This window comes from Streptomyces sp. NPDC107559, from assembly GCF_055657365.1.
The window spans coordinates 187,659-207,554 of sequence record NZ_JBVKBD010000005.1 but is presented as its reverse complement, the minus strand read 5'-3'; the positions used below and the strand labels follow the sequence as shown (position 1 = coordinate 207,554).

Below are 19,896 nucleotides of genomic sequence, written 5' to 3'. Positions count from 1 at the left end.
GCCCCACCACGGTTCTACGAAGGTGCTACGGGGCTGGGGTTCAGCCTTCGACCGTGATGCCCATGGACCGGGCGGTGCCGGCGATGATCTTCGCGGCGGCGTCCAGGTCGTTGGCGTTGAGGTCGGGCATCTTGGTCGTGGCGATCTCGCGGACCTGCGCCTCGGTGATCTTGGCGACCTTGGTCTTGTGCGGCTCGCCGGAGCCCTTCTCGACACCCGCGGCCTTGAGGATCATCTTCGCGGCCGGCGGAGTCTTGGTCACGAAGGTGAAGGAACGGTCCTCGTAGACCGTGATCTCCACCGGGATGACCCAGCCACGCTGCGACTCGGTCGCGGCGTTGTAGGCCTTGCAGAACTCCATGATGTTGACGCCGTGCTGACCGAGCGCGGGGCCGACCGGCGGAGCCGGGTTCGCCGCACCGGCGTTGATCTGGAGCTTGATAAGCCCCGTGACCTTCTTCTTCTTGGGAGGCATGTGCTCTCTCCGGGTCCTAGTGAGAGTTTTCAGCCTCCGTCCGCTTAATCCGGATGGAGGCATACCGCACTACGGTAGCCGATGGCCCACCGGCACAAGAAATCGACCAGGTCAGGAGGGTTCTCCGGGGGCACGGCGCCGCACCGCGAGCACCGTCCTCGCCAGCCCCACGACCAGGAAGATCCCGCCGAACATCCCGGCAGGCGCGACCACTTGGCCGACCCGACCCAGCCCCTGGTCCTCCACGGCCACCGTCGGGTCCGAGGGCAGGTACCGGACGGCGATCGACAGTCCGTCCCGGTCCTTGTGGTACCCCTTGGCGGACGTGAAGGGCGGCAGATCAGCCTCCACCTTCCGCCCGTCGACCTCGATCTCGGCCCAGCAGCGGTGCCGCCAGCAGTTCTCCGCGCGGTCGTTGTGGAACACGCCGACCGCGCGGACGCCGTTCTTCTGGATGGGCGTGATCCGCGCCCACTGCGTCCAGCCCACCCAGGCCGCGCAGGCGAGCAGCGCGGTGCCCAGCAGCAGGAACACGCCCGCCACCAGAAAGGGCCGAGGGCGCCCGGACCGCGCGGGCTGTGCCGCACTGTCCGAGGCGCCCTCGGCCGCTATGTCACTCATGTCACTCGCCACAACCCGGATCCCCCGATTCCGGCCGGTGTTCCTCGAGGACGGTTCAGTTCTTCTGGATCTGGTCGAAGGAGAGCTCGACCGGCGTCTCGCGGCCGAAGATCTCCACCAGGCCCTTGACCTTCTTGGAGTCCGGGTTGATCTCGTTGATGGTCGCCTGGAGCGTGGCGAACGGGCCGTCGGTGACGGTGACCGAGTCGCCGACCTCGAAGTCCAGCACCTGGACCTCGACCTTGCGCTGCGGCGCCGGCTTGCCCTCGGCCTCGGCGGCCTCGCGGGCGGCCTTCTCCTCCGCCTCCGGGGCGAGCATCTTGACGATCTCGTCCAGGGTCAGCGGGTACGGGTCGTAGGCGTTGCCCACGAAGCCGGTGACACCGGGGGTGTTGCGGACGACGCCCCAGGACTCGTTCGTCAGGTCCATGCGCACCAGCACGTAGCCGGGGAGCTTGTTCTGGCGGATGGTCTTGCGGTCGCCGTTCTTGATCTGGACGACCTCTTCCTGCGGCACCTCGGCCTGGAAGATGTAGTCCTCGACGTTCAGCGAGACGGCGCGCTGCTCCAGGTTGGTCTTCACGCGGTTCTCGTAGCCGGCGTAGGTGTGGATCACGTACCACTCGCCGGGCAGGGAACGCAGTTCCTGACGGAGGGCCTCGACGGGGTCGACGGGCTCGGCCTCCTCCTCGGCGGCCTCGTCCTCGACGGCCTCCTCGGACTCGTCCTCGGTGGACTCGTCGGACTCGTCTTCCTCGGACTCGTCCTCGGTGGTCTCGTCCTCGTCCAGGGCGTGCAGCGCGGCTTCCTCGGCCGGCTCGCCCGCCTCGGCTTCCGCAGCCTCGAACTCGTCCTGTTCGTCCGCGCCCTCGACGATGTCGAGCTCGTCGTCCACGGACTCGTCCGGCTCGATGGCGTCGTCGTTCAGGTTGGCGTCAGACACTGTGGCTGCTTCTTCCTGGATACATAGGGGTGGAACACGCGAAAGGGACGCCGGTAACCGCGGCGCCCTTCGCTGGTCGGCTCAGCCGAAGACGTACTTGGCTCCATGGCTGAGCCCATAGTCAATCACGGTGACCAGCGCGATCATGATCGCAACGAAGAAGATCACCACGGTGGTGTACGACGTCAGCTGGTTGCGCGTCGGCCAGACGACCTTGCGCAGCTCCGCGACGATCTGCCGATAGAAGAGGGCGAGTCGCTTCAGCGGGCCCTTCTTGGCGCGCTTACCACCCTTGCGGGGCTTCTTCTTCGACTCCAGCGCCTCGTCCTGGGCATCAGGCATGTCGATGGAGCCCACGGCGTCCGCCATTCGTCCTCACCTGATTCCGGGTCGTGGCCGTGCCGCGCCCGGTCTGAGCCGCACGGCGGTGCATTACTGTACGTACATGCGCACACATCACTGGCGAATGGTGTGTGTAGCAGGGCCGGAGGGACTTGAACCCCCAACCGCCGGTTTTGGAGACCGGTGCTCTACCAATTGAGCTACGACCCTTTGTGTGTCCCCAACGTACCGCATCCGGACGAGTGCTCGGTGTGCACCCGATGAGCGCGGGCCGCTGAAGGCCAACGAGGTGAGAGTGTACGTGGTCCGGGGCCGGTCGTCGAACAGAAAGTGCCCGTGAGGGCACCGGAAGCGGAAGATCACCGGAGACCTGACGGAAGATCACCCAGGCCACCGCGGGATTCCGGACTGATGTTCAGGACTGCGCCCGGTCCTGTTCAGTCTGTGAAACCAGCGTGCCGGGGGCGTTTCCGGTCTGAAACGATGGGGTCCATGAGCGCTGCAACCTCTCCCACCGAGCGCCGGGTCTCCGCCCGCATCGGCGCGATCTCCGAGTCCGCGACCCTCGCCGTGGACGCCAAGGCCAAGGCCCTGAAGGCCGCCGGGCGTCCGGTGATCGGATTCGGCGCCGGCGAGCCCGACTTCCCGACTCCGGACTACATCGTCGAGGCGGCCGTCGAGGCCTGCAAGAACCCGAAGTACCACCGCTACACGCCGGCCGGCGGCCTGCCCGAGCTCAAGACCGCCATCGCCGCGAAGACGCTGCGCGACTCCGGCTACGAGGTCGACGCGTCCCAGATCCTGGTGACCAACGGCGGCAAGCAGGCGATCTACGAGGCGTTCGCCGCGATCCTCGACCCGGGCGACGAGGTCATCGTCCCGGCGCCGTACTGGACCACCTACCCGGAGTCGATCCGGCTGGCCGGCGGTGTCCCGGTCGAGGTCGTCGCCGACGAGACGACCGGTTACCGGGTCTCGGTGGAGCAGTTGGAGGCGGCCCGCACCGAGAACACCAAGGTGCTGCTGTTCGTCTCCCCCTCCAACCCGACCGGCGCGGTCTACACCCGCGAGCAGATCGAGGAGATCGGCCGCTGGGCCGCCGAGAAGGACCTGTGGGTCCTGACCGACGAGATCTACGAGCACCTCGTCTACGGCGACGCGGAGTTCCACTCCCTGCCGGTGGTCGTGCCCGAGCTGGCCGACAAGTGCATCGTGGTCAACGGTGTCGCCAAGACGTACGCCATGACGGGCTGGCGCGTGGGCTGGGTCATCGGCCCGAAGGACGTCGTCAAGGCGGCCACGAACCTCCAGTCGCACGCCACGTCGAACGTCTCCAACGTCGCCCAGGTGGCCGCCCTGGCCGCCGTCTCCGGCGACCTGTCGGCCGTCGCCGAGATGCGCGAGGCCTTCGACCGGCGCCGCAAGACGATCGTGCGGATGCTGAACGAGATCGACGGCGTGCTCTGCCCCGAGCCCGAGGGCGCGTTCTACGCCTACCCGTCGGTGAAGGGCCTGCTGGGCAAGGAGATCCGCGGCAAGCGCCCGCAGGACAGCGTGGAACTGGCCGCGCTGATCCTGGAGGAGGCCGAGGTCGCGGTCGTTCCGGGCGAGGCCTTCGGCACGCCGGGATACCTGCGGCTGTCGTACGCGCTCGGCGACGAGGACCTCGTCGAGGGCGTCAGCCGGATCCAGAAGCTGCTGGCCGAGGCGCGGGACTGAGTTTTCGCCCGCAGAAGCCGTACAGGGCACCCGGGACATCGGTCCCGGGTGCCCTGTTCCGTTGTGTTCCTTTGTGCGAGCAAGACCACGATCGGGGAAACCGCTACCGGGACGGCGGGAACGTACGGCAGGATCCTTGGATGGAGCGTGTACCTGTACGTGATGTCTCTGAGCTGCCGAAAGCCCATCTGCATCTGCACTTCACCGGGTCGATGCGGCCCGGCACCGTGCTGGAGCTGGCCGACAAGTACGGGGTGCGGCTGCCCGACGCGCTCACCGAGGCGCTGACGAGCGGGGAGCCGCCGAGACTGCGGGCGACCGACGAGCGGGGCTGGTTCCGCTTCCAGCGCCTGTACGACGCGGCCCGCTCGTGCCTGCGGCAGCCGGAGGACATACAGCGGCTGGTCCGGGAAGCGGCCGAGGAGGATGTGCGGGACGGCTCGGGCTGGCTGGAGATCCAGGTCGACCCGACCTCGTACGCGCCGCGCCTGGGCGGGCTGATCCCGGCGCTGGAGATCATCCTGGACGCGGTGGACACCGCCTCGCGCGAGACCGGGCTCGGCATGCGGGTCCTGGTGGCCGCGAACCGGATGAAGCACCCGCTGGACGCCCGTACGCTGGCCCGCCTGGCGGTGCGCTACGCGGACCGGGGGATCGTCGGATTCGGGCTGTCGAACGACGAACGCCGGGGCATGGCCCGGGACTTCGACCGCGCGTTCGCCATCGCCCGCGAGGGCGGCCTGCTGGCGGCGCCGCACGGCGGCGAGCTGACCGGCCCGGCCTCGGTACGCGACTGTCTGGACGACCTGGACGCCACCCGGATCGGGCACGGGGTGCGCGCGGCGGAGGACCCCCGGCTGCTGAAGCGGCTCGCCGACCGCGGGGTGACCTGCGAGGTGTGCCCGGCCTCGAACGTGGCACTCGGCGTCTACGAGAAGCCGGAGGACGTCCCGCTGCGCACCCTGTTCGAGGCGGGCGTCCCGATGGCGCTGGGCGCCGACGACCCGCTGCTGTTCGGCTCCCGGCTGGCCGCCCAGTACGACATCGCCCGCCACCACCACGCCTTCACGGACGCGGAGCTCGCGGAACTGGCCCGGCAGTCCGTACGGGGTTCGGCGGCACCGCAGGACGTGAAGCAGAGGATGCTGTCGGGGATCGACGACTGGCTGACGGCCTGACGGTCCGACCCCTTCAGACCGTCCCGGCCGGCTCCGTCGCGGGGGCGATTCCGGCCAGGAGGGTGCGGGCCAGGCGCCGGGCGAAGTCGTCCAGCGGCGGACGGGCTCCGTCGGGCGTCGCGTCGTAGGCGAACGCGCGCTGGGCGCACGCGCCCAGCAGCAAGGACGCGGCGGTGCGGGTGTCGGCGTCGGGGCCGACCCGCCCGGCGTCCTGCTCGGCGCGGAGGTAGGCGTCCAGACCCTCGATCGGCCGGTGCGGTCCCGTGCCCATCTCCCGCATCGCCTGGTCGTGCCGCCGCTTGAGCTGGGTCTCCGCGTACAGGGAGGCCGCGATCGGGAAGCTCTGCTCGTAGAACAGGGCCGCCTGGCGGGCGATCTCGGTGAGGTTCTCCTCCAGACTGCGTCGGCCGGGGTCGGCGGTCAGGGCGCTCAGCAGCGGGGTCAGCCGGGGCAGCCGTTCCGCGAGCACACGGATGAACAGGTCCTCCTTGCTCGGGAAGTACTTGTACAGGGCCGCCTCGGAGCAGCCGGCCGCCCTGGCGATCTCCTTCGTCGTGGCGCGGGCCAGTCCGAGCGTGAGCATCAGTTCGTGCGCGGCGTCGAGAATCCTGACCCGGGCCGGTACGGCCTGTTTCTGCTGCATGGGACCCAAGGATTTCACGACGCGTCCTTCCCGGCCCCGGCCAGGTCTTGACTAGTGGGTGAGTACTTGCTCACCCTGAGGGAACAAGGGTGAGTGAACGCTCACCCACCTATCTGGAACAGTACGGGAGACGGTCATGAACCTCACCGTTCTCGGTGCCACCGGAGGCATCGGTCAGGAAATCGTCCGCCAGGCGCTGGCGTCGGGACACCGGGTCACGGCCGTCGTCCGTGACCCCGCCCGGCTGACGGTCACCGGCGCGGGCCTGGAGGTGTTCCGTACGGACCTGTCGGACCCGGCGGAGCTGCGGCCCGCGGTGGCCGGCCGGGACGCGGTGCTGTCCGGCCTCGGAGCCCGCAGCCGCAAGGACGCCGGGGTCGCGGCCCGGCTGACCCGCACGGTGCTGGCGGCGATGGAGGCGGAGGGCGCACGGCGGCTGCTCGTGGTGAGCGCGGGTCCGGTCGGCCCCGAGCCCGAGGGCGACGGCTTCCTCGACCGCACCATGCGCGGCCTGGTCTCGGCGGCCCTCAAGGACGTGTACGCCGATCTGCGCGCCATGGAGGCGGAGCTGGCGGGCAGCGCCACGGACTGGACGGTCGTACGGCCGCCCCGGCTCCAGAACAAACCGCTCACCGGGAGGTACCGGACGGTGGTCGGCGGCTTCCCGCCCGGCGGCCGCTTCATCGCCCGCGCCGACGTGGCCCACGCGATGCTGGCGATGATCGGTGACCCGGCCACGGTGAAGCAGGGGGTGGGCCTGGCCTACTAGGCCCCGGCCTCGGCACGGCCGGCTACAGGCTGGTCCCCACCATCACCGGCTCGTTGACCAGTGTGATCCCGAACGCCTCGCGCACCCCCGCGATCACCTCGCGGGCGAGTGCCAGCAGGTCCTCGGCGGTGGCCGTGCCGCGGTTGGTGAGGGCGAGCGTGTGCTTGGTGGAGATGCGGGCGGGCCCGGTGCCGTAGCCCTTGGTGAAACCGGCCTTGTCGATCAGCCAGGCCGCGGAGGTCTTGGTGTGCCCCTCCCCCGCCGGGTAGGCGGGCGCCTCCGCGTCCTCGCCCAGGCGCTCGCGCACCCGTGCCCGGAACACGGCGAAGTCGGCGTCGGTGAGGATCGGGTTGGTGAAGAAGGACCCGGCGGACCAGGTGTCGTGGTCCTCGGGGTCCAGGACCATGCCCTTGCCCGCGCGCAGCTTCAGCACGGTCTCCCGGGCGCGGGCCAGCGGTACGCGGTCGCCGGGTGCCACGCCCAGCGCGCGGGCGGTCTCGGCGTAGCGCAGGGGCGCGGACAGTCCGTCCGCGTCCTCCAGCTCGAAACGGACGCGCAGTACGACATACCGCTCCGGGTCCGCCTTGAAGCGGCTGTGCCGGTACGAGAAGACGCAGTCGGCGTTCGTGAGGGCGACCGTCTCGCCGGCCCGGCGGTCGTAGGCGATCACCTCGGTGATCGTCGAGGAGACCTCCTGCCCGTACGCCCCGACGTTCTGGATCGGGGTCGCGCCCGCCGATCCGGGGATGCCGGCGAGGCACTCGATCCCGGCGAGCCCGGCTTCCACCGCGCGGGCGACGGCGTCGGTCCAGATCTCGCCGGCGGCCAGCTCCAGCGTCGTCCCGCGCAGCTCGAACCCACGGGTGGCGATGCGCAGGGCGGTCCCGGCGAAGCCCTTGTCGCCGATGACGAGGTTCGACCCGCCGCCGATGACCAGCAGCGGCGTGCCGCTGTCGTCGGCCTCACGGACGGCCTCGATCACCTCGGCGTCGGTCGTCGCGGTGACCAGCCGGGTCGCGGGACCGCCCAGCCGGAAGGTGGTCAGCGGGGCGAGGGGGGCGTCGTGGAGTTCCTGCACGCGCCCAAGACTACGAGACGCCACCGGCAGCCCGGCCCACCCACCGCCGGTGGCGCCGGTACGTACCCCTCCAGCCCTGCACGCGCGCGTACTCCCCTTCCCGCCCGGCACGCGCGCGTACCGCCCGCCCCCCGCGCCGGTGTCCCCGTACCGCGCCCATGCGTACGGCCCCGTCGCCGTGGACGGGGCCGTACGCGGTCGGTCGTCTTCGTGCACGCGCGTGTCCGTCTCAGCGCGCGGTGGGCTCCAGGGCCTCGACGGGACGCGCCGCCGTACCGTCCGCCGCACCCTCCGCGGCCCGGTCCGTCACCGCCGCCGCAGCCGTCCGCCGTCCGGCCGGGATCAGCAGCGCCGCCAGGCCGGCCAGGACCACCGCACCGGAGCCGGTGACCAGGGCGGGCCGCAGGCCGTCGACGAAGGACTCGGCGGACTCGTAGCCGCCCTGGGCGGAGAAGATCGAGGCCATGACGGCGATGCCGAGCGCACCGCCCACTTCGCGCAGGGCGTTGTTGGCGCCGGAGGCGATGCCCTGCTCCTCGGGCAGGACGCTGGACATCACCAGGTTGGCGGCCGGGGCGAAGTAGAGGGCCATCCCGATGCCGCTCAGGATCAGACCGGGCAGCTGGACCGCGTAGGAGACGTCGGCGGTGACCACGGAGGCCAGGTAGCCGAGGCCGGCGGCCTGGAAGAAGAGGCCGGTGGCGACGACCGGACGGCCGCCGATGCGGTCGGAGAGGATCCCGGCGACCGGCGCGACGAGCATCGGCATGCCGGTCCACGGCAGCATCCTCAGGCCGGCCTCGGTGGGCGAGTAGCCCAGCACGCCCTGCATGTACTGGCTGAGCAGGAAGATCGAACCGAACATCCCGAGGAACATCAGCATGCTCGCGGCGTTGATCCCGGCGAAGGCGCGGGAGCGGAACAGCCGCATCGGGAGCATCGGGTTCGCGGCGCGGCTGCCGTGCAGCACGAACCCGGCCAGCAGCGCACCGCCCGCGAACAGGCCGGTCAGGACGAGGGAGCCGGTCCAGCCGTCGGAGGGCCCGCGGACCAGGCCGTAGACGACGCCGAAGAGGCCGCCGCTGGCCAGCAGGGTGCCGGGGACGTCGAGCGGGGCACCGGTGCCGTACGACTCGGCGAGGCGCAGGCGGGCGAGCGGGAGCAGGGCCAGGCCCAGCGGGACGTTCAGCCAGAAGATCCAGTGCCAGGAGATGTGTTCGGTGAGAGTGCCGCCGATGAGCGGCCCGGAGGCGACGGCGAGCCCGTTGACGGCACCCCAGATGCCGTACGCCATCCCGCGCTTGGCGGCGGGCACGGCCGCCGTCAGCAGGGTCAGTGTCAACGGCATCATGATCGCCGCGCCGATGCCCTGCACGGCGCGGGCGGCGATGAGGGAGCCGATGCCGGGCGACATGGCCGCGGCGGCGGACGCGGCGGTGAAGACCGCGAGCCCGGCCAGGAACATCCGGCGCCGTCCGAAGCGGTCGCCGAGCGCCGCGCCGAACATCAGCAGGACGGCGAAGGTGAGCGTGTAGGCGCTCACGGTCCATTCCAGGTCGCCCAGCGCGCCCCCGAGGTCCTCCCGGATGGAGGGCAGGGCGGTCGTGACGACGAGGTTGTCGAGGGCCGCCATGAATCCGGCGACGCTGGTGATGACGAGGGCCCACACGGTTCCCCCGCGACGTGCGCTGTGCGCCGTCTGCTGTGCCGCGGTCTGCTGTGACATCGCTCCCCCAGAGCGTCTTTTTCGTTCCCGGCAGTCGAGGCGTGTTCGTTCCCGACCGTCGAGGTCCGCTGGAAATTAGTTATTGCTGACTAACTTTCACACCCATGGGAAAGCCCCGCGATCGGCCTGCGACCGGACTCCCCTTCCACCCGCCGCTTTCCCGCCCGTCACTTCTCCAGCCGGCCCTTGAGCCGGGCCTCCGGATAGAGCCCTTCCCACACCCGGTGTCCGGGCGGAAACCCCATGGCCAGCAGGCAGTTGATGAGCATGCCGTACGCCATGAAGGTGGTCGTCCCCTCGACCTCCGCACCCAGCGACAGGTGCACCGTGTCCCACAGGCGCATCCAGCCCGCCCGTACGGACTCGCCGAATTCGCGATCGCCGGCCTGTTCCGCGGCGGACACCGCGACGAACATCTGCATCTGCATCTGCAGTTGCTCGGGACGCTCGATGATGAGCGCCGTATAGGCGTTCGCCATGGCCCGCAGGGCCTCCTCGCCCTCCAGCCCCTCGGCCGCCTCCGCGAACGTACGGGTCACGTCCGCCATGCAGCGCTCCACGGCCGCGAGGAAGATCGCCTTCTTGCCGGGGAAGAGCCGGAAGAGATACGGCTGCGAGACACCGACACGCCTGGCGATCGCCTCGGTGGACGTGCCGTGATAGCCGCCCGTCGCAAACTCGGCCGTCGCCGCGCGGATGACGCTCTCGCGCCTTTCTTCTGCACTCATCCTGACCACGCATACGAAGTTAGTACTCAATCACTAACTTGGTCAAGGGGCGGCGCCGAGACCCGTACCGTCCGGTCACCACTCCATGCGTAAGGGGCGCCTCGCCGTGAGTGCGCCCCTTACCGCATGTACGGCGCCCGCCCGGACGCCTGCCGCCGTCAGGCCAGCCGCACGACCGCCCGGGACATGCCCAGCACCTTCTGTCCGGCGCACATGGCCGTCAGGTCCACGCGCACGGTGTCGTCGTCGAGCTTGGCCGCGACCTTGGCGCTGACCTCCACGGTGGCGCCCTCGTCGTCGTTCGGGACGACCACGGGCTTGGTGAACCGGACGCCGTACTCGACGACCGCACCCGGGTCGCCGGTCCAGTCGGTGACCACCCGGATCGCCTCGGCCATGGTGAACATGCCGTGCGCGATCACGTCCGGGAGGCCGACCTCCTTGGCGAACTTCTCGTTCCAGTGGATCGGGTTGAAGTCGCCGGAGGCTCCCGCGTACCGGACCAGGTCGGCACGGGTCACCCGGAAGGTCTGCGCGGGCAGCTCGGTGCCGACCTCGACATCGTCGTAAGCGATCTTCGCCGTCATCGGTTCCTCACGCCTCCTCGGCCGCACGGGCCACCAGCTTGGTCCAGGCGGTCACGACGTGCTCGCCGGCCTCGTCGTGGACCTCGCCACGGATGTCCAGGATGTCGTTGCCGGCCAGGGACTTGATCGCCTCGATGGTGGAGGTGACGCTCAGCCGGTCGCCGGCCCGCACCGGGCGGGTGTAGGCGAACTTCTGGTCGCCGTGCACCACCCGGCTGTAGTCCAGCCCGAGCTGCGGGTCCTCGACGACCTGGCCCGCGGCCTTGAAGCTGATCGCGAAGACGAAGGTCGGCGGAGCGATCACATCGGGGTGGCCGAACGCCTTGGCGGCTTCCGGGTCCGTGTACACCGGATTGGTGTCACCCACCGCCTCCGCGAACTCTCGGATCTTCTCCCGCCCCACCTCGTAGGGCTCGGTGGGCGGATAGGTCCGCCCCACGAAGGACTGATCGAGCGCCATGGCCCGGCACCTCCTGCTGATGTGCTGTCGACTGCTGTGATCGGCGCCGGCCCGACGGCCCGCCGAAACGACACGAGGCCGCCCCCTGACTGCGGGGGCGGCCTCGTGTACGAGCCTGATTTATCGCGTCTCGCGGTGCGCGGTGTGCGCGTTGCAACGCGGGCAGTGCTTCTTCATCTCCAGTCGGTCCGGGTTGTTACGCCGGTTCTTCTTGGTGATGTAGTTCCGCTCCTTGCACTCCACGCAGGCCAGCGTGATCTTCGGGCGGACGTCGGTGGCAGCCACGTGAGTGCTCCTTGACGAACGGATAGGACTTATTTAACGCAAGAAAGAGTAGCCGATCGAAGGACCGACCCCACAATCGGCTACTGTCAGTAGCGGTGACCGGACTTGAACCGGTGACACAGCGATTATGAGCCGCTTGCTCTACCGACTGAGCTACACCGCTTTGATGCGATCGGACCCCGTCTTGCGACGGGGACCTCTCCCACCAGAGCCCCAATACGGAATCGAACCGTAGACCTTCTCCTTACCATGGAGACGCTCTGCCGACTGAGCTATTGGGGCGAGCGATGAAGACATTACACGGTCCGCCGCCGTTCACCCAAATCCGTTCCGCTCCGGCTCACGGGGCCCGGGCAGGGCCCTGGGCCAGGGCCGGCGCGAGGCCCGTGCGGGACGGGTCCGGGAGGGGTTCGGGAACGGTCCGGGGCGGGTCCGGGAAGGCTCCGGGACGCGGCCGAAACGGATACGCAGCGGATACGGAGCGGATGCGACAGTTCCGCTCACGGGCCCCACGAGTTCCGTTCACAGGCCCCACGCGCCTCTCCCGATTCGCTTTCACCACGCTCACGTCGGCTTTCTGTAGGCAGGATCACAGCGGAACGACGCCAGGGCCACACCGGTACGACTATTGCGCTCCTCCCCGACGCGGGCAGACGGCCGCCCTAGGCTCGACTCACTCTGCGTGATCTTGCGCCCAGTCGTCCGTGCGCGGCCCTGAGCCGGCCCCGATCCCCGAGTCCTTGGAGCGCGATGCCCGACAGCCAGCCGCAGCAGCCCCACTCGTCGTCTTCCTCCCCGTCCCCCTCTTCGCCATCGGAGCCCTCGGGACGGTCGGAATTCTCGGGATATCCGGACCAGGCCGAATCGGCTCCCCTGCTGCTGTGCGGGGCGCGGCTCACGGACGGCCGGGCCGTGGACGTACGGCTGGGCGGCGGACGTATCGAGGCGGTCGGCACCGCCGGGAGCCTGGCGGCGGAGGCGGCCCGCGGATGCGCCGCCCGGGTGGATCTCGACGGCTATCTGCTCCTGCCGGCCCCGGCCGAACCGCACGCCCACGCCGACACCGCGCTCTCGGCCGACGAGTGCGGACCGGTCTCGCACGACCCCCGGGACGTCCAGCGCCGGGCGACGGAGGCCGCGCTGGTGCAACTGGGGCACGGGGCCACCGCGCTGCGGGCGCACGTGCGCGTGGGCGACGTCCAGGGGCTGAGCGCGCTGGCCGCCGTCCTCCAGGCGCGGCGCTCGCTGCGCGGACTCACCGCGCTGACGACGGTGGCGATGCCACGGCTGCTGACCGGCGTGGCCGGGGCCGACGGCCTGGCCGTACTGCGGGACGCGATGAAGATGGGTGCCTCCGTGGTGGGCGGCTGCCCGGACCTGGACGTGGATCCGACCGGCTATGTCGAGGCCGTGCTGGAGGTCGCCTCGGAGCACGGCTGCCCGGTCGACCTGCACACCGACGCGGCCGACCCGGCCCGCCTCGCCCGGCTCGCGGCGATGGCGGGCGGGCTGCGGCCCGGGGTGACCCTCGGCCCCTGCGGCGGCCTCGGCCGGCTGCCCGTCGAGGCGGTCTCGCGCGTCGCGGACCAGCTGGCGGCGGCCGGGGTGACGGTGGTGTGCCTGCCGCAGGGCGGCTGCGGAGGCGTCGACCGGCGGGGTACCGCTCCGGTACGGCTGCTGCGCGCGGCCGGCGTGCGCGTCGCCGCCGGGAGCGGCGCGCTGCGGGACGTCTCGAACCCCGTGGGCCGCGGCGACCCCCTGGAGGCGGCCTACCTGCTGGCCTCCCGGCACGGGCTGCACCCCGAGGACGCGTACGACACCGTGAGCGCGTCCGCGCGGGCCGCCCTGGGCCTGCCCGAGGTCCGGGTGGAGGCGGGCTTCCCGGCCGATCTCCTGGCCGTGCGCGGCAGCCGGCTGACGGAGGTGCTGTCACCGGCGTACAGCCGGATCGTGGTGCACCAGGGGCGGGTGGTGACCCGGACGAGCGCGGTGCGGGAGTACTTCAACCCGGCCGCGGCGATGGAGCCGGGGCTGCCGCGGCAGGGGCGCGGCGGGGTGTCCTGAGCGAGGGCGGCCGTCGACCCGGACGGGGTGCTGTCGACGCGGACGGGACCGTCGACGCGAATGGGGCCGTCGACCCGGAAGGGGCCGTCGTCGGCGCCGCCGCCGGGTGCGGGCGACACGGCCGAAGCCGTGCGGCGGACCCGCCTGTCCGGGCGTACGGTCGAAGACATGCGCATTGTCATCGCTGGTGGTCATGGTCAGATCGCGCTGCGGCTGGAGCGGCTGCTGTCCGCGCGCGGGGAAGAGGTCGCGGGAATCATCCGTAAGGCCGAACAGGGCGACGCTCTGCGGGAGGCCGGTGCCGAACCGGTCCTGCTCGACCTGGAGTCGGCCTCGGTCGAGGAGGTCGCGGCGCACCTCCAGGGCGCGGGCGCGGCGGTGTTCGCGGCGGGTGCCGGTCCGGGCAGCGGCGCGGCACGCAAGGGCACGGTGGACAAGGCCGCGGCGGTGCTGTTCGCGAACGCGGCGGTCAGGGCGAAGGTACGGCGCTTGGTGATCGTCTCCTCGATGGGAGCGGACCCGGCCCACGAGGGCGACGCCGTCTTCGACGTCTATCTGCGTGCCAAGGGCGCGGCCGACACGTACGTGCGGAACCTCCAGGGCCTGGACTGGACGATCCTGCGCCCCGGTGCGCTGACGGACGACGCCGGCACCGGCCTGGTCCGCCTGGAGGCGCACACCGGGCGCGGTTCCGTGACGCGGGACGACGTGGCCGCCGTACTGGCGGAGTTGGTGGACACTCCGGCGACAGCCGGTCTGGTCCTGGAGCTGATCGGCGGGTCGACCCCGGTGTCGGTCGCGGTGAAGTCGGTGGCGGGGAACTGAGCACCCCGCGTACGACCGCCGCGGTCCCCCGAACGGCCGTACGGCACAGGTGTGTTCCGGAACACCCGCACTCGCCTTCTAGAACAGCGGCATCTGGCCGGGGAACTCCGGTACGGCGTACCCGTCCAGCGTGGGCTGGGCCGCGCCCAGCGAGGCGGCCCGGCGCGAGCCCGGACACGAGGTGAGCGCGCCGTTCTCCCGTGCCCCGGGCGGGTCGTGCCGGGCGTACCGGCCCGCGACCACGGCGATCTCGCGACGGCACTCGGGGCAGCTTCTGCGGCGGGAGGACATGGAATCAGTGTGCCCTGCACGGGTCCTGACGGCACAACTGCTGTGCGGATACGTCCGTACCGGCGGAGCTCGGGCGGGTCGCGGGCGCCGACGCGCGGAAACCCGCTCGCGTACCTAGGCTCCGTGCACGTGGCAGACACCTTCGAGGAACTCGTGGAGAAACAGCGCGCCGCGAACGAGGCGCATCTGAGGGTCCTGCAGCTACGGGACACCTACGGCGCCCCCACGACCGCGTCGTGGACGCAGCAGCAGACCGAGACGTACGAGACCGCCTGGCGGGCCTGGCGGGACCTGGCACGGGACGTACAGGCCTCCTTGACCGACTACGCAAAGGACGAGGGCAGGTCGCGCAACGACGTCGAGGCGGACGTGAAGCAGGCGGCGGGCCCCGAGCCCGAGGAGACCCTGGAGGAGCACGGAAAGGCCGGCCGAACCGACGGCTGACACCGTCCCACGCGAACCGACCGGCCGCACCACGCGCCGACCCGCCCGGCCGAGGGTTCGTGACCTGCCGTCACGCAGGTCACGGGCCCTTGCTCGCCGCGGGTCCCGAGCCCTTTCCCCTAGGGCTGACTGCGGGCCGCGCCGGATGCCCCGAGCGCGGCGAGCGTGAAGGCGTCCCGCAGCTCTCCCGCGCGGATCGCCTGTGCGATTTCGCGTGGACTCCACCAGCGCGCGGCGGCGATCTCGCCGTCGCCTGCCGAGTCGGGGCGCAGTGGGGCGTCGCCCTGGACCGAGACCTCGACGACGGCGACCTCGTTCTCCAGCATGCCGGAGTCGACGTCCAGGTACGCCACCACAGCCGCTGTCGAACCGACGAGTCCCGCTTCCTCGGCCAGTTCGCGCAGCGCGTCGGAGACGGGATCGGTCTCGCCGAAGCCGCGCGGGAGTTCCCAGGCCCACCGGCCGATCGTCGGCCGCCACTGGCGGACCAGCAGGATGTCGTCGCCTCGTCGGACCAGTATCAGGACTCCGGTACGGCCACCGCCGACGCGGATCCGGTGCAGGACGGTCTCGGCGCCGGACGGCAAGCGGTAGGTGTCGAGATGGACCTCGCACCAGCGCCCGCCGTCGGCGTCCGTGTAGGCCTTGCGGGTGTGTGTGCGTGGCGCCTCAGTGTCCATCGGACCCTCCCCTTGTCGCTTCGGGGAGCTCTATCACGTCGTACCGCCCTCGGAAGTCGGTCAGGCGGGTCACACCTGCCGATACGGCCGCAACGACGGCCGGCGCGAGCGCTCCGCCGGCGCCGGCGGCGAACGCCTCGGGCATCCCCTGGCCGAGCAGGCTGGTCGCCAGGCTCATTCCGCCGCCCGCAACCGTCTGGGTGGTGACCCCCTTTGCGGACCGTACGAACCGCTGGAGACGGGTCACTGGCACCTCGTGCGCGTCGGCGGCCGGCGGCTCTTTCGTGCGCTCCGCGAGCAGATCGCCGACCTCCTGCAGTGCCGCGAGGTCACGCCGGTGCCACCAGTTGGCCAGGGCGTCGGCTGCGTCATCCGTGTAGCGCTGCCATTGCGCCCCGCTCATCAGGCCGAGCCGCAGCTCGAACCGGGTCGGATAGATCACGACCGGGGTCTGCTCCACCAGCGTCGCCGCCTCTCGGCGCCGGATGCCGCGTCGCGGCGAGGCCAGCCCGAGCGAGCAGCCCTCGCTCACTGCGATGGCCCGGTAGTACGTCTCGTCGAAGGACTCTCGCAGTGTCTGTGCGTCGGCACGCGCCGCGGGGTCACCGGAGCGAAGCAGGGGGTCGAGGCTCTCGTACAGGCGGCTGCGGCTGGGCAGGCCGTTCACGTCCAACTCCCCGCTGGTCCAGGCGGCGAGCACCGCCCGGCCCTCGTCGCTGGCCGCGTCCTCCGGGCGCGGCGGGGGACGCAGCGCGTACGCGGTCGCGTAATCGGCCGTCACCAGGGGGCTGACCTCCAGCAGTCCGCGCTCGGCGGCCTCCAGCCAGTCCCGCCACCGGGCGACTGTGCGCCGCCGTAACGGCGTGTCGAGGACACCGGTCGCCGCCAGCAACCGGTCCGCCATGCCGACGGGCCCCTCCGCGGCGAGGGCTGCGGCCGCGGCCTCGCCGTCCGCGCGGACGGCGAGCTCCCGCTGGAGCCGCAGGCACTGTTCGTCGGGGACCGGGAGGGAGGAGAAGAGGAAACCGGTCGAGAGCATCGCGATCAGTTGTCCGGCCAGGTCCGCGTTGCGGGAGTTCACCCGGATCGGCAGTACCGCGCCACCGCCGATCGCCCGGACGGCCAGCTCGTCGAGCAGTGCGGCGGGCCGGAGCACTCCGAAGGCGGCGCCATCGAGCAGTTGGGGATAGGTCAGGAAAAGAGAGCCGCCCTGGATGACTTCCCAACGCAGCCGCCCGAGCAGTTCCGCCCGCTCCAGCGAGGTCGGTCGCTCCATGGGGGCGATGGCCCCGGGCGCCCGGGCGCTCAGCCTGGCCCGCTGTCCTACGCTGTCCCACCACGTGCTGAGGACCGCGGTCATGTGTCAGCCCTTTCTACGGCGTCCATGCACGAGCCAGTTCAGCAGGTGCCGCATCGAACAGAATCGAAAACGAAGAAACCCCCTTCGACCTGCCGCAGAGGCTGGATCGACCGCTTCGCTGGGTGCTGAGCGCTCGTACGTCCCGTGTGGTGCCTCGGACCTGTCGTAGTCCTTGACCCAAAGGGCGCGCCGGATGAACTTGCCTGGCACGTCTCCAGCCCGGGCATCCGAGCGAAGCCAGGGCGCTCCGGCTCGAATGCCACATAAAACACGGCCAGTTGGGAACCCGAGCGCCTGCTCCTCCATCCTCCTGATCACGAGTTCCGCATCTCGAATCCGATCGAGAAGGTCACGATCGTCAGGCCCAAGACTCGCAATTAGCAAGGAAGTGAGATGCCCAGGTTGAAGCAGAGCCATACGGCGGCCGGATGGCTGGCAGCAGCAGTGCTGCTGACGTCTGGATGTGCTGTCCTCGACAGCAGCGCTGCTGATGCCAGAGGGCCGGGCGCGTCCTACGAGCAGGCGTACGCCGACCACGAGCCGTTGCACGTGGTCGGCTACCCCTCAACCGGCTCTCTGCTGGTGGTGCAAAAGCTCGTATGGGACATCGCCGATGGCAAAACGGATGAACTTCGCAAGCTGGCGACCAGCGACAGTAACGAGACGGACTCCCGGAAGACCGCCGAGAACTGGATCAAGGGCTTCGGTACTGGCGCCCGTCGCAATGTGACAGGCGATTTCTATGACGACGGCTCAGAGCGCCAAGTCGTGGTCCTGTACTTCCATGACACCCGCCAGGTCAAAGAGTTCACCGTTCGGCTCGATGGCGACGCGGGCAAGGAGGACTGGCGGGTTCTGATGAAGTCGACCGATTTCAAGGACGCGACCCGTACTCCCGACTGGGCGCCGAAGGAGCCGGGAGGAACCGGCTCCAGAATGAAAAACAGCAACTGATCACATGAGCACCCCGGTCTCCCGCCCCCCGGAACGAGTCGGAGGGCGGGGGCCCGCCATCTCCCACGTCACAGCGCCCCCGCACCCCCTGGTCGCAACAGCGCCAATCCTTCGACCGGGCGCTGACCTGCTGTTTGTCTCGCAATGATGGTCCACGCCCGGTCCACACGCAGCGATCCACAACGAAACAGAGCCGGATCAAGGTGATGCAGGACCCCTGCAAGGACACACCTGGTGCCGCTGACCTGTGGAACGAACCCCAGTGATCATGCTCACCGCTGGGGGACACCTGGGGGACACGCACTGATCGACGGTGGGAAACGGGCGGTACGAGGTGAGACACGTCCATGCCTCGTCCACGCCGAATCGAACGGGGCGGGACAACGAGAAACCCCCTCTGATCAGGTACTTGACCTGATCAGAGGGGGTTTCCCTCCGGGTGGCGGCGCCAGGATTCGAACCTGGGAAGGCGAAGCCGGCAGATTTACAGTCTGCTCCCTTTGGCCGCTCGGGCACACCGCCGGGGTTGCTGCCCTTCACACCCCCTGTTGGCGGTGCTCCCTGGCAACGACGTAAACAATACCCGATGAGGAGGGGTGCTTCGCCACCCGATTGATCGCCACCCGCGAGGGGCTGGGTGGCTAGGCTTGTGCGGATGCGGCCCCGATCCCCGGCGGGCTCGGCGGCAGCCCCGTGTACGGCGGTACGCAGCCGGTACGGACCCGATTCGCCCTCAGATACAAGGAGCCACAGGACATGGCCGACTCCAGTTTCGACATCGTCTCGAAGGTCGAGCGGCAGGAGGTCGACAACGCCCTCAACCAGACCGCCAAGGAGATCTCGCAGCGCTACGACTTCAAGGGCGTGGGCGCCTCGATCTCGTGGTCCGGCGAGAAGATCCTGATGGAGGCGAACTCCGAGGACCGGGTGAAGGCCGTCCTCGACGTCTTCGAGACCAAGCTGGTCAAGCGGGGCATCTCGCTCAAGTCGCTGGACGCGGGTGAGCCGCAGCTCTCCGGCAAGGAGTACAAGATCTTCGCCACCATCGAGGAGGGCATCTCCCAGGAGAACGCCAAGAAGGTGGCGAAGATCATCCGCGACGAGGGTCCGAAGGGCGTGAAGGCCCAGGTGCAGGGCGAAGAACTGCGCGTCAGCTCCAAGAGCCGTGACGACCTCCAGGCCATCATCGCCCTGCTGAAGGGCAAGGACTTCGACTTCGCGCTTCAGTTCGTGAACTACCGGTAGTTCCGGCGCGTCGGGCGCGTCGGCGTCGGGCGGACGCGAGGGAGGGGTGGACACCGTCGGTGTCCACCCCTCCCTCGCGTGCGCCGGGATCAGTCGCGCGAGTTGCCGAACAGCAGGCGGTAGGCGATCAGGAGCACGAGCGCTCCACCGATCGCCGCCGCCCAGGTGGCGCCGTCGTAGAAGTTCTTGGTGATCGGGTGGTCCAGCCAGCGGGCCGATATCCAGCCGCCGAGGAACGCGCCCACGATGCCGATCACGGTCGTACCGATGAAGCCGCCCGGGTCACGGCCCGGCAGCAGGAACTTGGCGATGGCTCCGGCCAACAGCCCCAGGATGATCCAGCTGATGATGCTCATGCCGTGAACCTGCCCCTCCAGGTTGTGCTTGCACTGTCCCGGCGCTGTGACTTTCTTCCGGCCGGACCGTGTCCCGCCGTTCTCGTCGCGCCCGTTCGTGATGTGTCGGCCAGGAAGACGCCG

General features: G+C 70.2%; 24 protein-coding genes and 4 tRNA genes. 8 read left to right on the top strand and 20 right to left on the bottom strand.

The features are described 5' to 3' along the window. Positions 1–40: 40 nt before the first annotated feature. From rplK to ACZ7OY_RS18015, 5 genes are all read right to left on the bottom strand, one after another. On the bottom strand, positions 41–475 hold the full coding sequence (gene rplK / locus ACZ7OY_RS18035; protein ID WP_037627044.1) for a 50S ribosomal protein L11: 435 nt from the start codon (positions 473–475) through the stop codon (positions 41–43). A gap of 111 nt (positions 476–586) precedes the next feature. Continuing rightward, the gene (locus ACZ7OY_RS18030; RefSeq protein ID WP_471912264.1) at positions 587–1,096 is read right to left on the bottom strand and encodes a hypothetical protein; all 510 of its coding nucleotides are present in this window, start codon (positions 1,094–1,096) and stop codon (positions 587–589) included. A 55-nt stretch (positions 1,097–1,151) separates the two neighbouring features. Next, positions 1,152–2,039: a transcription termination/antitermination protein NusG gene (gene nusG, locus ACZ7OY_RS18025; RefSeq protein ID WP_471912263.1), complete on the bottom strand. Its 888-nt coding sequence runs from the start codon at positions 2,037–2,039 to the stop codon at positions 1,152–1,154. A gap of 81 nt (positions 2,040–2,120) precedes the next feature. Beyond that, entirely contained in the window at positions 2,121–2,408 is a 288-nt protein-coding gene (gene secE / locus ACZ7OY_RS18020; protein ID WP_152888556.1) for a preprotein translocase subunit SecE, read from the bottom strand. A gap of 110 nt (positions 2,409–2,518) precedes the next feature. Beyond that, positions 2,519–2,591, bottom strand: a tRNA-Trp gene (locus ACZ7OY_RS18015). A 282-nt stretch (positions 2,592–2,873) separates the two neighbouring features. Between ACZ7OY_RS18015 and ACZ7OY_RS18010 the strand changes: the two genes are divergently transcribed. Beyond that, complete coding sequence (locus tag ACZ7OY_RS18010; protein WP_471912262.1) at positions 2,874–4,100, top strand: pyridoxal phosphate-dependent aminotransferase; 1,227 nt, start codon at positions 2,874–2,876, stop codon at positions 4,098–4,100. A gap of 140 nt (positions 4,101–4,240) precedes the next feature. Next, positions 4,241–5,278, top strand: coding sequence for an adenosine deaminase (locus ACZ7OY_RS18005; RefSeq protein ID WP_471912261.1), 1,038 nt, complete (start codon positions 4,241–4,243; stop codon positions 5,276–5,278). A 13-nt stretch (positions 5,279–5,291) separates the two neighbouring features. Here the strand turns inward: ACZ7OY_RS18005 and ACZ7OY_RS18000 are convergent, their stop codons facing one another. Beyond that, positions 5,292–5,921 (bottom strand): TetR/AcrR family transcriptional regulator, encoded by a 630-nt coding sequence (locus ACZ7OY_RS18000; protein ID WP_471912260.1) that lies wholly within the window; start codon positions 5,919–5,921, stop codon positions 5,292–5,294. Positions 5,922–6,057: 136 nt separating this feature from the next. On the opposite strand from ACZ7OY_RS18000, the gene ACZ7OY_RS17995 reads away from it, so the two are divergent. Beyond that, a complete protein-coding gene (locus ACZ7OY_RS17995; protein WP_471912259.1) occupies positions 6,058–6,690 on the top strand; it encodes an NAD(P)-dependent oxidoreductase in 633 nt (210 codons plus the stop codon). A 22-nt stretch (positions 6,691–6,712) separates the two neighbouring features. On the opposite strand, the gene ACZ7OY_RS17990 is transcribed toward ACZ7OY_RS17995, so the two are convergent. From ACZ7OY_RS17990 to ACZ7OY_RS17955, 8 genes are all read right to left on the bottom strand, one after another. Next, on the bottom strand, positions 6,713–7,768 hold the full coding sequence (locus ACZ7OY_RS17990; protein ID WP_471912258.1) for a UDP-N-acetylmuramate dehydrogenase: 1,056 nt from the start codon (positions 7,766–7,768) through the stop codon (positions 6,713–6,715). A gap of 229 nt (positions 7,769–7,997) precedes the next feature. Next, on the bottom strand, positions 7,998–9,494 hold the full coding sequence (locus tag ACZ7OY_RS17985) for an MFS transporter (RefSeq protein WP_471912257.1): 1,497 nt from the start codon (positions 9,492–9,494) through the stop codon (positions 7,998–8,000). A gap of 167 nt (positions 9,495–9,661) precedes the next feature. Further along, positions 9,662–10,231 (bottom strand): TetR/AcrR family transcriptional regulator, encoded by a 570-nt coding sequence (locus tag ACZ7OY_RS17980; protein ID WP_471912256.1) that lies wholly within the window; start codon positions 10,229–10,231, stop codon positions 9,662–9,664. A gap of 149 nt (positions 10,232–10,380) precedes the next feature. Continuing rightward, positions 10,381–10,809, bottom strand: coding sequence for a MaoC family dehydratase (locus ACZ7OY_RS17975; RefSeq protein ID WP_351618912.1), 429 nt, complete (start codon positions 10,807–10,809; stop codon positions 10,381–10,383). Positions 10,810–10,816: 7 nt separating this feature from the next. Beyond that, positions 10,817–11,269: a MaoC family dehydratase N-terminal domain-containing protein gene (locus tag ACZ7OY_RS17970; RefSeq protein ID WP_351618909.1), complete on the bottom strand. Its 453-nt coding sequence runs from the start codon at positions 11,267–11,269 to the stop codon at positions 10,817–10,819. 120 nt (positions 11,270–11,389) lie between these two features. Next, positions 11,390–11,554, bottom strand: coding sequence for a 50S ribosomal protein L33 (gene rpmG / locus ACZ7OY_RS17965; protein ID WP_003948671.1), 165 nt, complete (start codon positions 11,552–11,554; stop codon positions 11,390–11,392). A 90-nt stretch (positions 11,555–11,644) separates the two neighbouring features. Next, positions 11,645–11,717: transfer RNA gene (locus ACZ7OY_RS17960), tRNA-Met, on the bottom strand. Between the two features lie 46 nt (positions 11,718–11,763). Next, positions 11,764–11,836: transfer RNA gene (locus ACZ7OY_RS17955), tRNA-Thr, on the bottom strand. A gap of 468 nt (positions 11,837–12,304) precedes the next feature. Between ACZ7OY_RS17955 and ACZ7OY_RS17950 the strand changes: the two genes are divergently transcribed. Together ACZ7OY_RS17950 and ACZ7OY_RS17945 are read left to right on the top strand one after the other, a co-directional pair. Further along, positions 12,305–13,618 (top strand): amidohydrolase family protein, encoded by a 1,314-nt coding sequence (locus ACZ7OY_RS17950; RefSeq protein ID WP_471912255.1) that lies wholly within the window; start codon positions 12,305–12,307, stop codon positions 13,616–13,618. A 168-nt stretch (positions 13,619–13,786) separates the two neighbouring features. After that, complete coding sequence (locus ACZ7OY_RS17945; RefSeq protein WP_471912254.1) at positions 13,787–14,443, top strand: NAD(P)H-binding protein; 657 nt, start codon at positions 13,787–13,789, stop codon at positions 14,441–14,443. Positions 14,444–14,521: 78 nt separating this feature from the next. On the opposite strand, the gene ACZ7OY_RS17940 is transcribed toward ACZ7OY_RS17945, so the two are convergent. Then, positions 14,522–14,734: a hypothetical protein gene (locus tag ACZ7OY_RS17940; RefSeq protein WP_152888533.1), complete on the bottom strand. Its 213-nt coding sequence runs from the start codon at positions 14,732–14,734 to the stop codon at positions 14,522–14,524. A 129-nt stretch (positions 14,735–14,863) separates the two neighbouring features. Here ACZ7OY_RS17940 and ACZ7OY_RS17935 point away from each other — a divergent pair, with 129 nt between their 5' ends. After that, the gene (locus ACZ7OY_RS17935) at positions 14,864–15,178 is read left to right on the top strand and encodes a hypothetical protein (RefSeq protein WP_471912253.1); all 315 of its coding nucleotides are present in this window, start codon (positions 14,864–14,866) and stop codon (positions 15,176–15,178) included. 119 nt (positions 15,179–15,297) lie between these two features. Here the strand turns inward: ACZ7OY_RS17935 and ACZ7OY_RS17930 are convergent, their stop codons facing one another. The 3 genes from ACZ7OY_RS17930 to ACZ7OY_RS17920 form a co-directional block, all read right to left on the bottom strand. Beyond that, a complete protein-coding gene (locus ACZ7OY_RS17930; protein WP_471912252.1) occupies positions 15,298–15,858 on the bottom strand; it encodes an NUDIX hydrolase in 561 nt (186 codons plus the stop codon). Beyond that, a complete protein-coding gene (locus ACZ7OY_RS17925) occupies positions 15,848–17,134 on the bottom strand; it encodes a hypothetical protein (RefSeq protein WP_471912251.1) in 1,287 nt (428 codons plus the stop codon). The genes ACZ7OY_RS17930 and ACZ7OY_RS17925 overlap by 11 nt, the downstream gene beginning before the upstream one ends. A gap of 87 nt (positions 17,135–17,221) precedes the next feature. Continuing rightward, positions 17,222–17,524: a DUF6009 family protein gene (locus ACZ7OY_RS17920; RefSeq protein ID WP_471912250.1), complete on the bottom strand. Its 303-nt coding sequence runs from the start codon at positions 17,522–17,524 to the stop codon at positions 17,222–17,224. 87 nt (positions 17,525–17,611) lie between these two features. Here ACZ7OY_RS17920 and ACZ7OY_RS17915 point away from each other — a divergent pair, with 87 nt between their 5' ends. Further along, positions 17,612–18,172 carry a hypothetical protein gene (locus ACZ7OY_RS17915; protein WP_471912249.1) on the top strand — a complete coding sequence of 187 codons (561 nt, stop codon included), beginning with the start codon at positions 17,612–17,614 and terminating at the stop codon, positions 18,170–18,172. A 440-nt stretch (positions 18,173–18,612) separates the two neighbouring features. Here ACZ7OY_RS17915 and ACZ7OY_RS17910 read toward each other — a convergent pair. Next, a tRNA-Tyr gene (locus ACZ7OY_RS17910) sits at positions 18,613–18,694 on the bottom strand. A 234-nt stretch (positions 18,695–18,928) separates the two neighbouring features. Between ACZ7OY_RS17910 and ACZ7OY_RS17905 the strand changes: the two genes are divergently transcribed. Then, positions 18,929–19,417, top strand: a complete 489-nt coding sequence (locus ACZ7OY_RS17905) for a YajQ family cyclic di-GMP-binding protein (protein ID WP_471912248.1) — start codon at positions 18,929–18,931, stop codon at positions 19,415–19,417. Positions 19,418–19,506: 89 nt separating this feature from the next. Here ACZ7OY_RS17905 and ACZ7OY_RS17900 read toward each other — a convergent pair whose 3' ends face one another. Next, positions 19,507–19,773 carry a GlsB/YeaQ/YmgE family stress response membrane protein gene (locus tag ACZ7OY_RS17900; RefSeq protein ID WP_471912247.1) on the bottom strand — a complete coding sequence of 89 codons (267 nt, stop codon included), beginning with the start codon at positions 19,771–19,773 and terminating at the stop codon, positions 19,507–19,509. Positions 19,774–19,896: the final 123 nt, after the last annotated feature.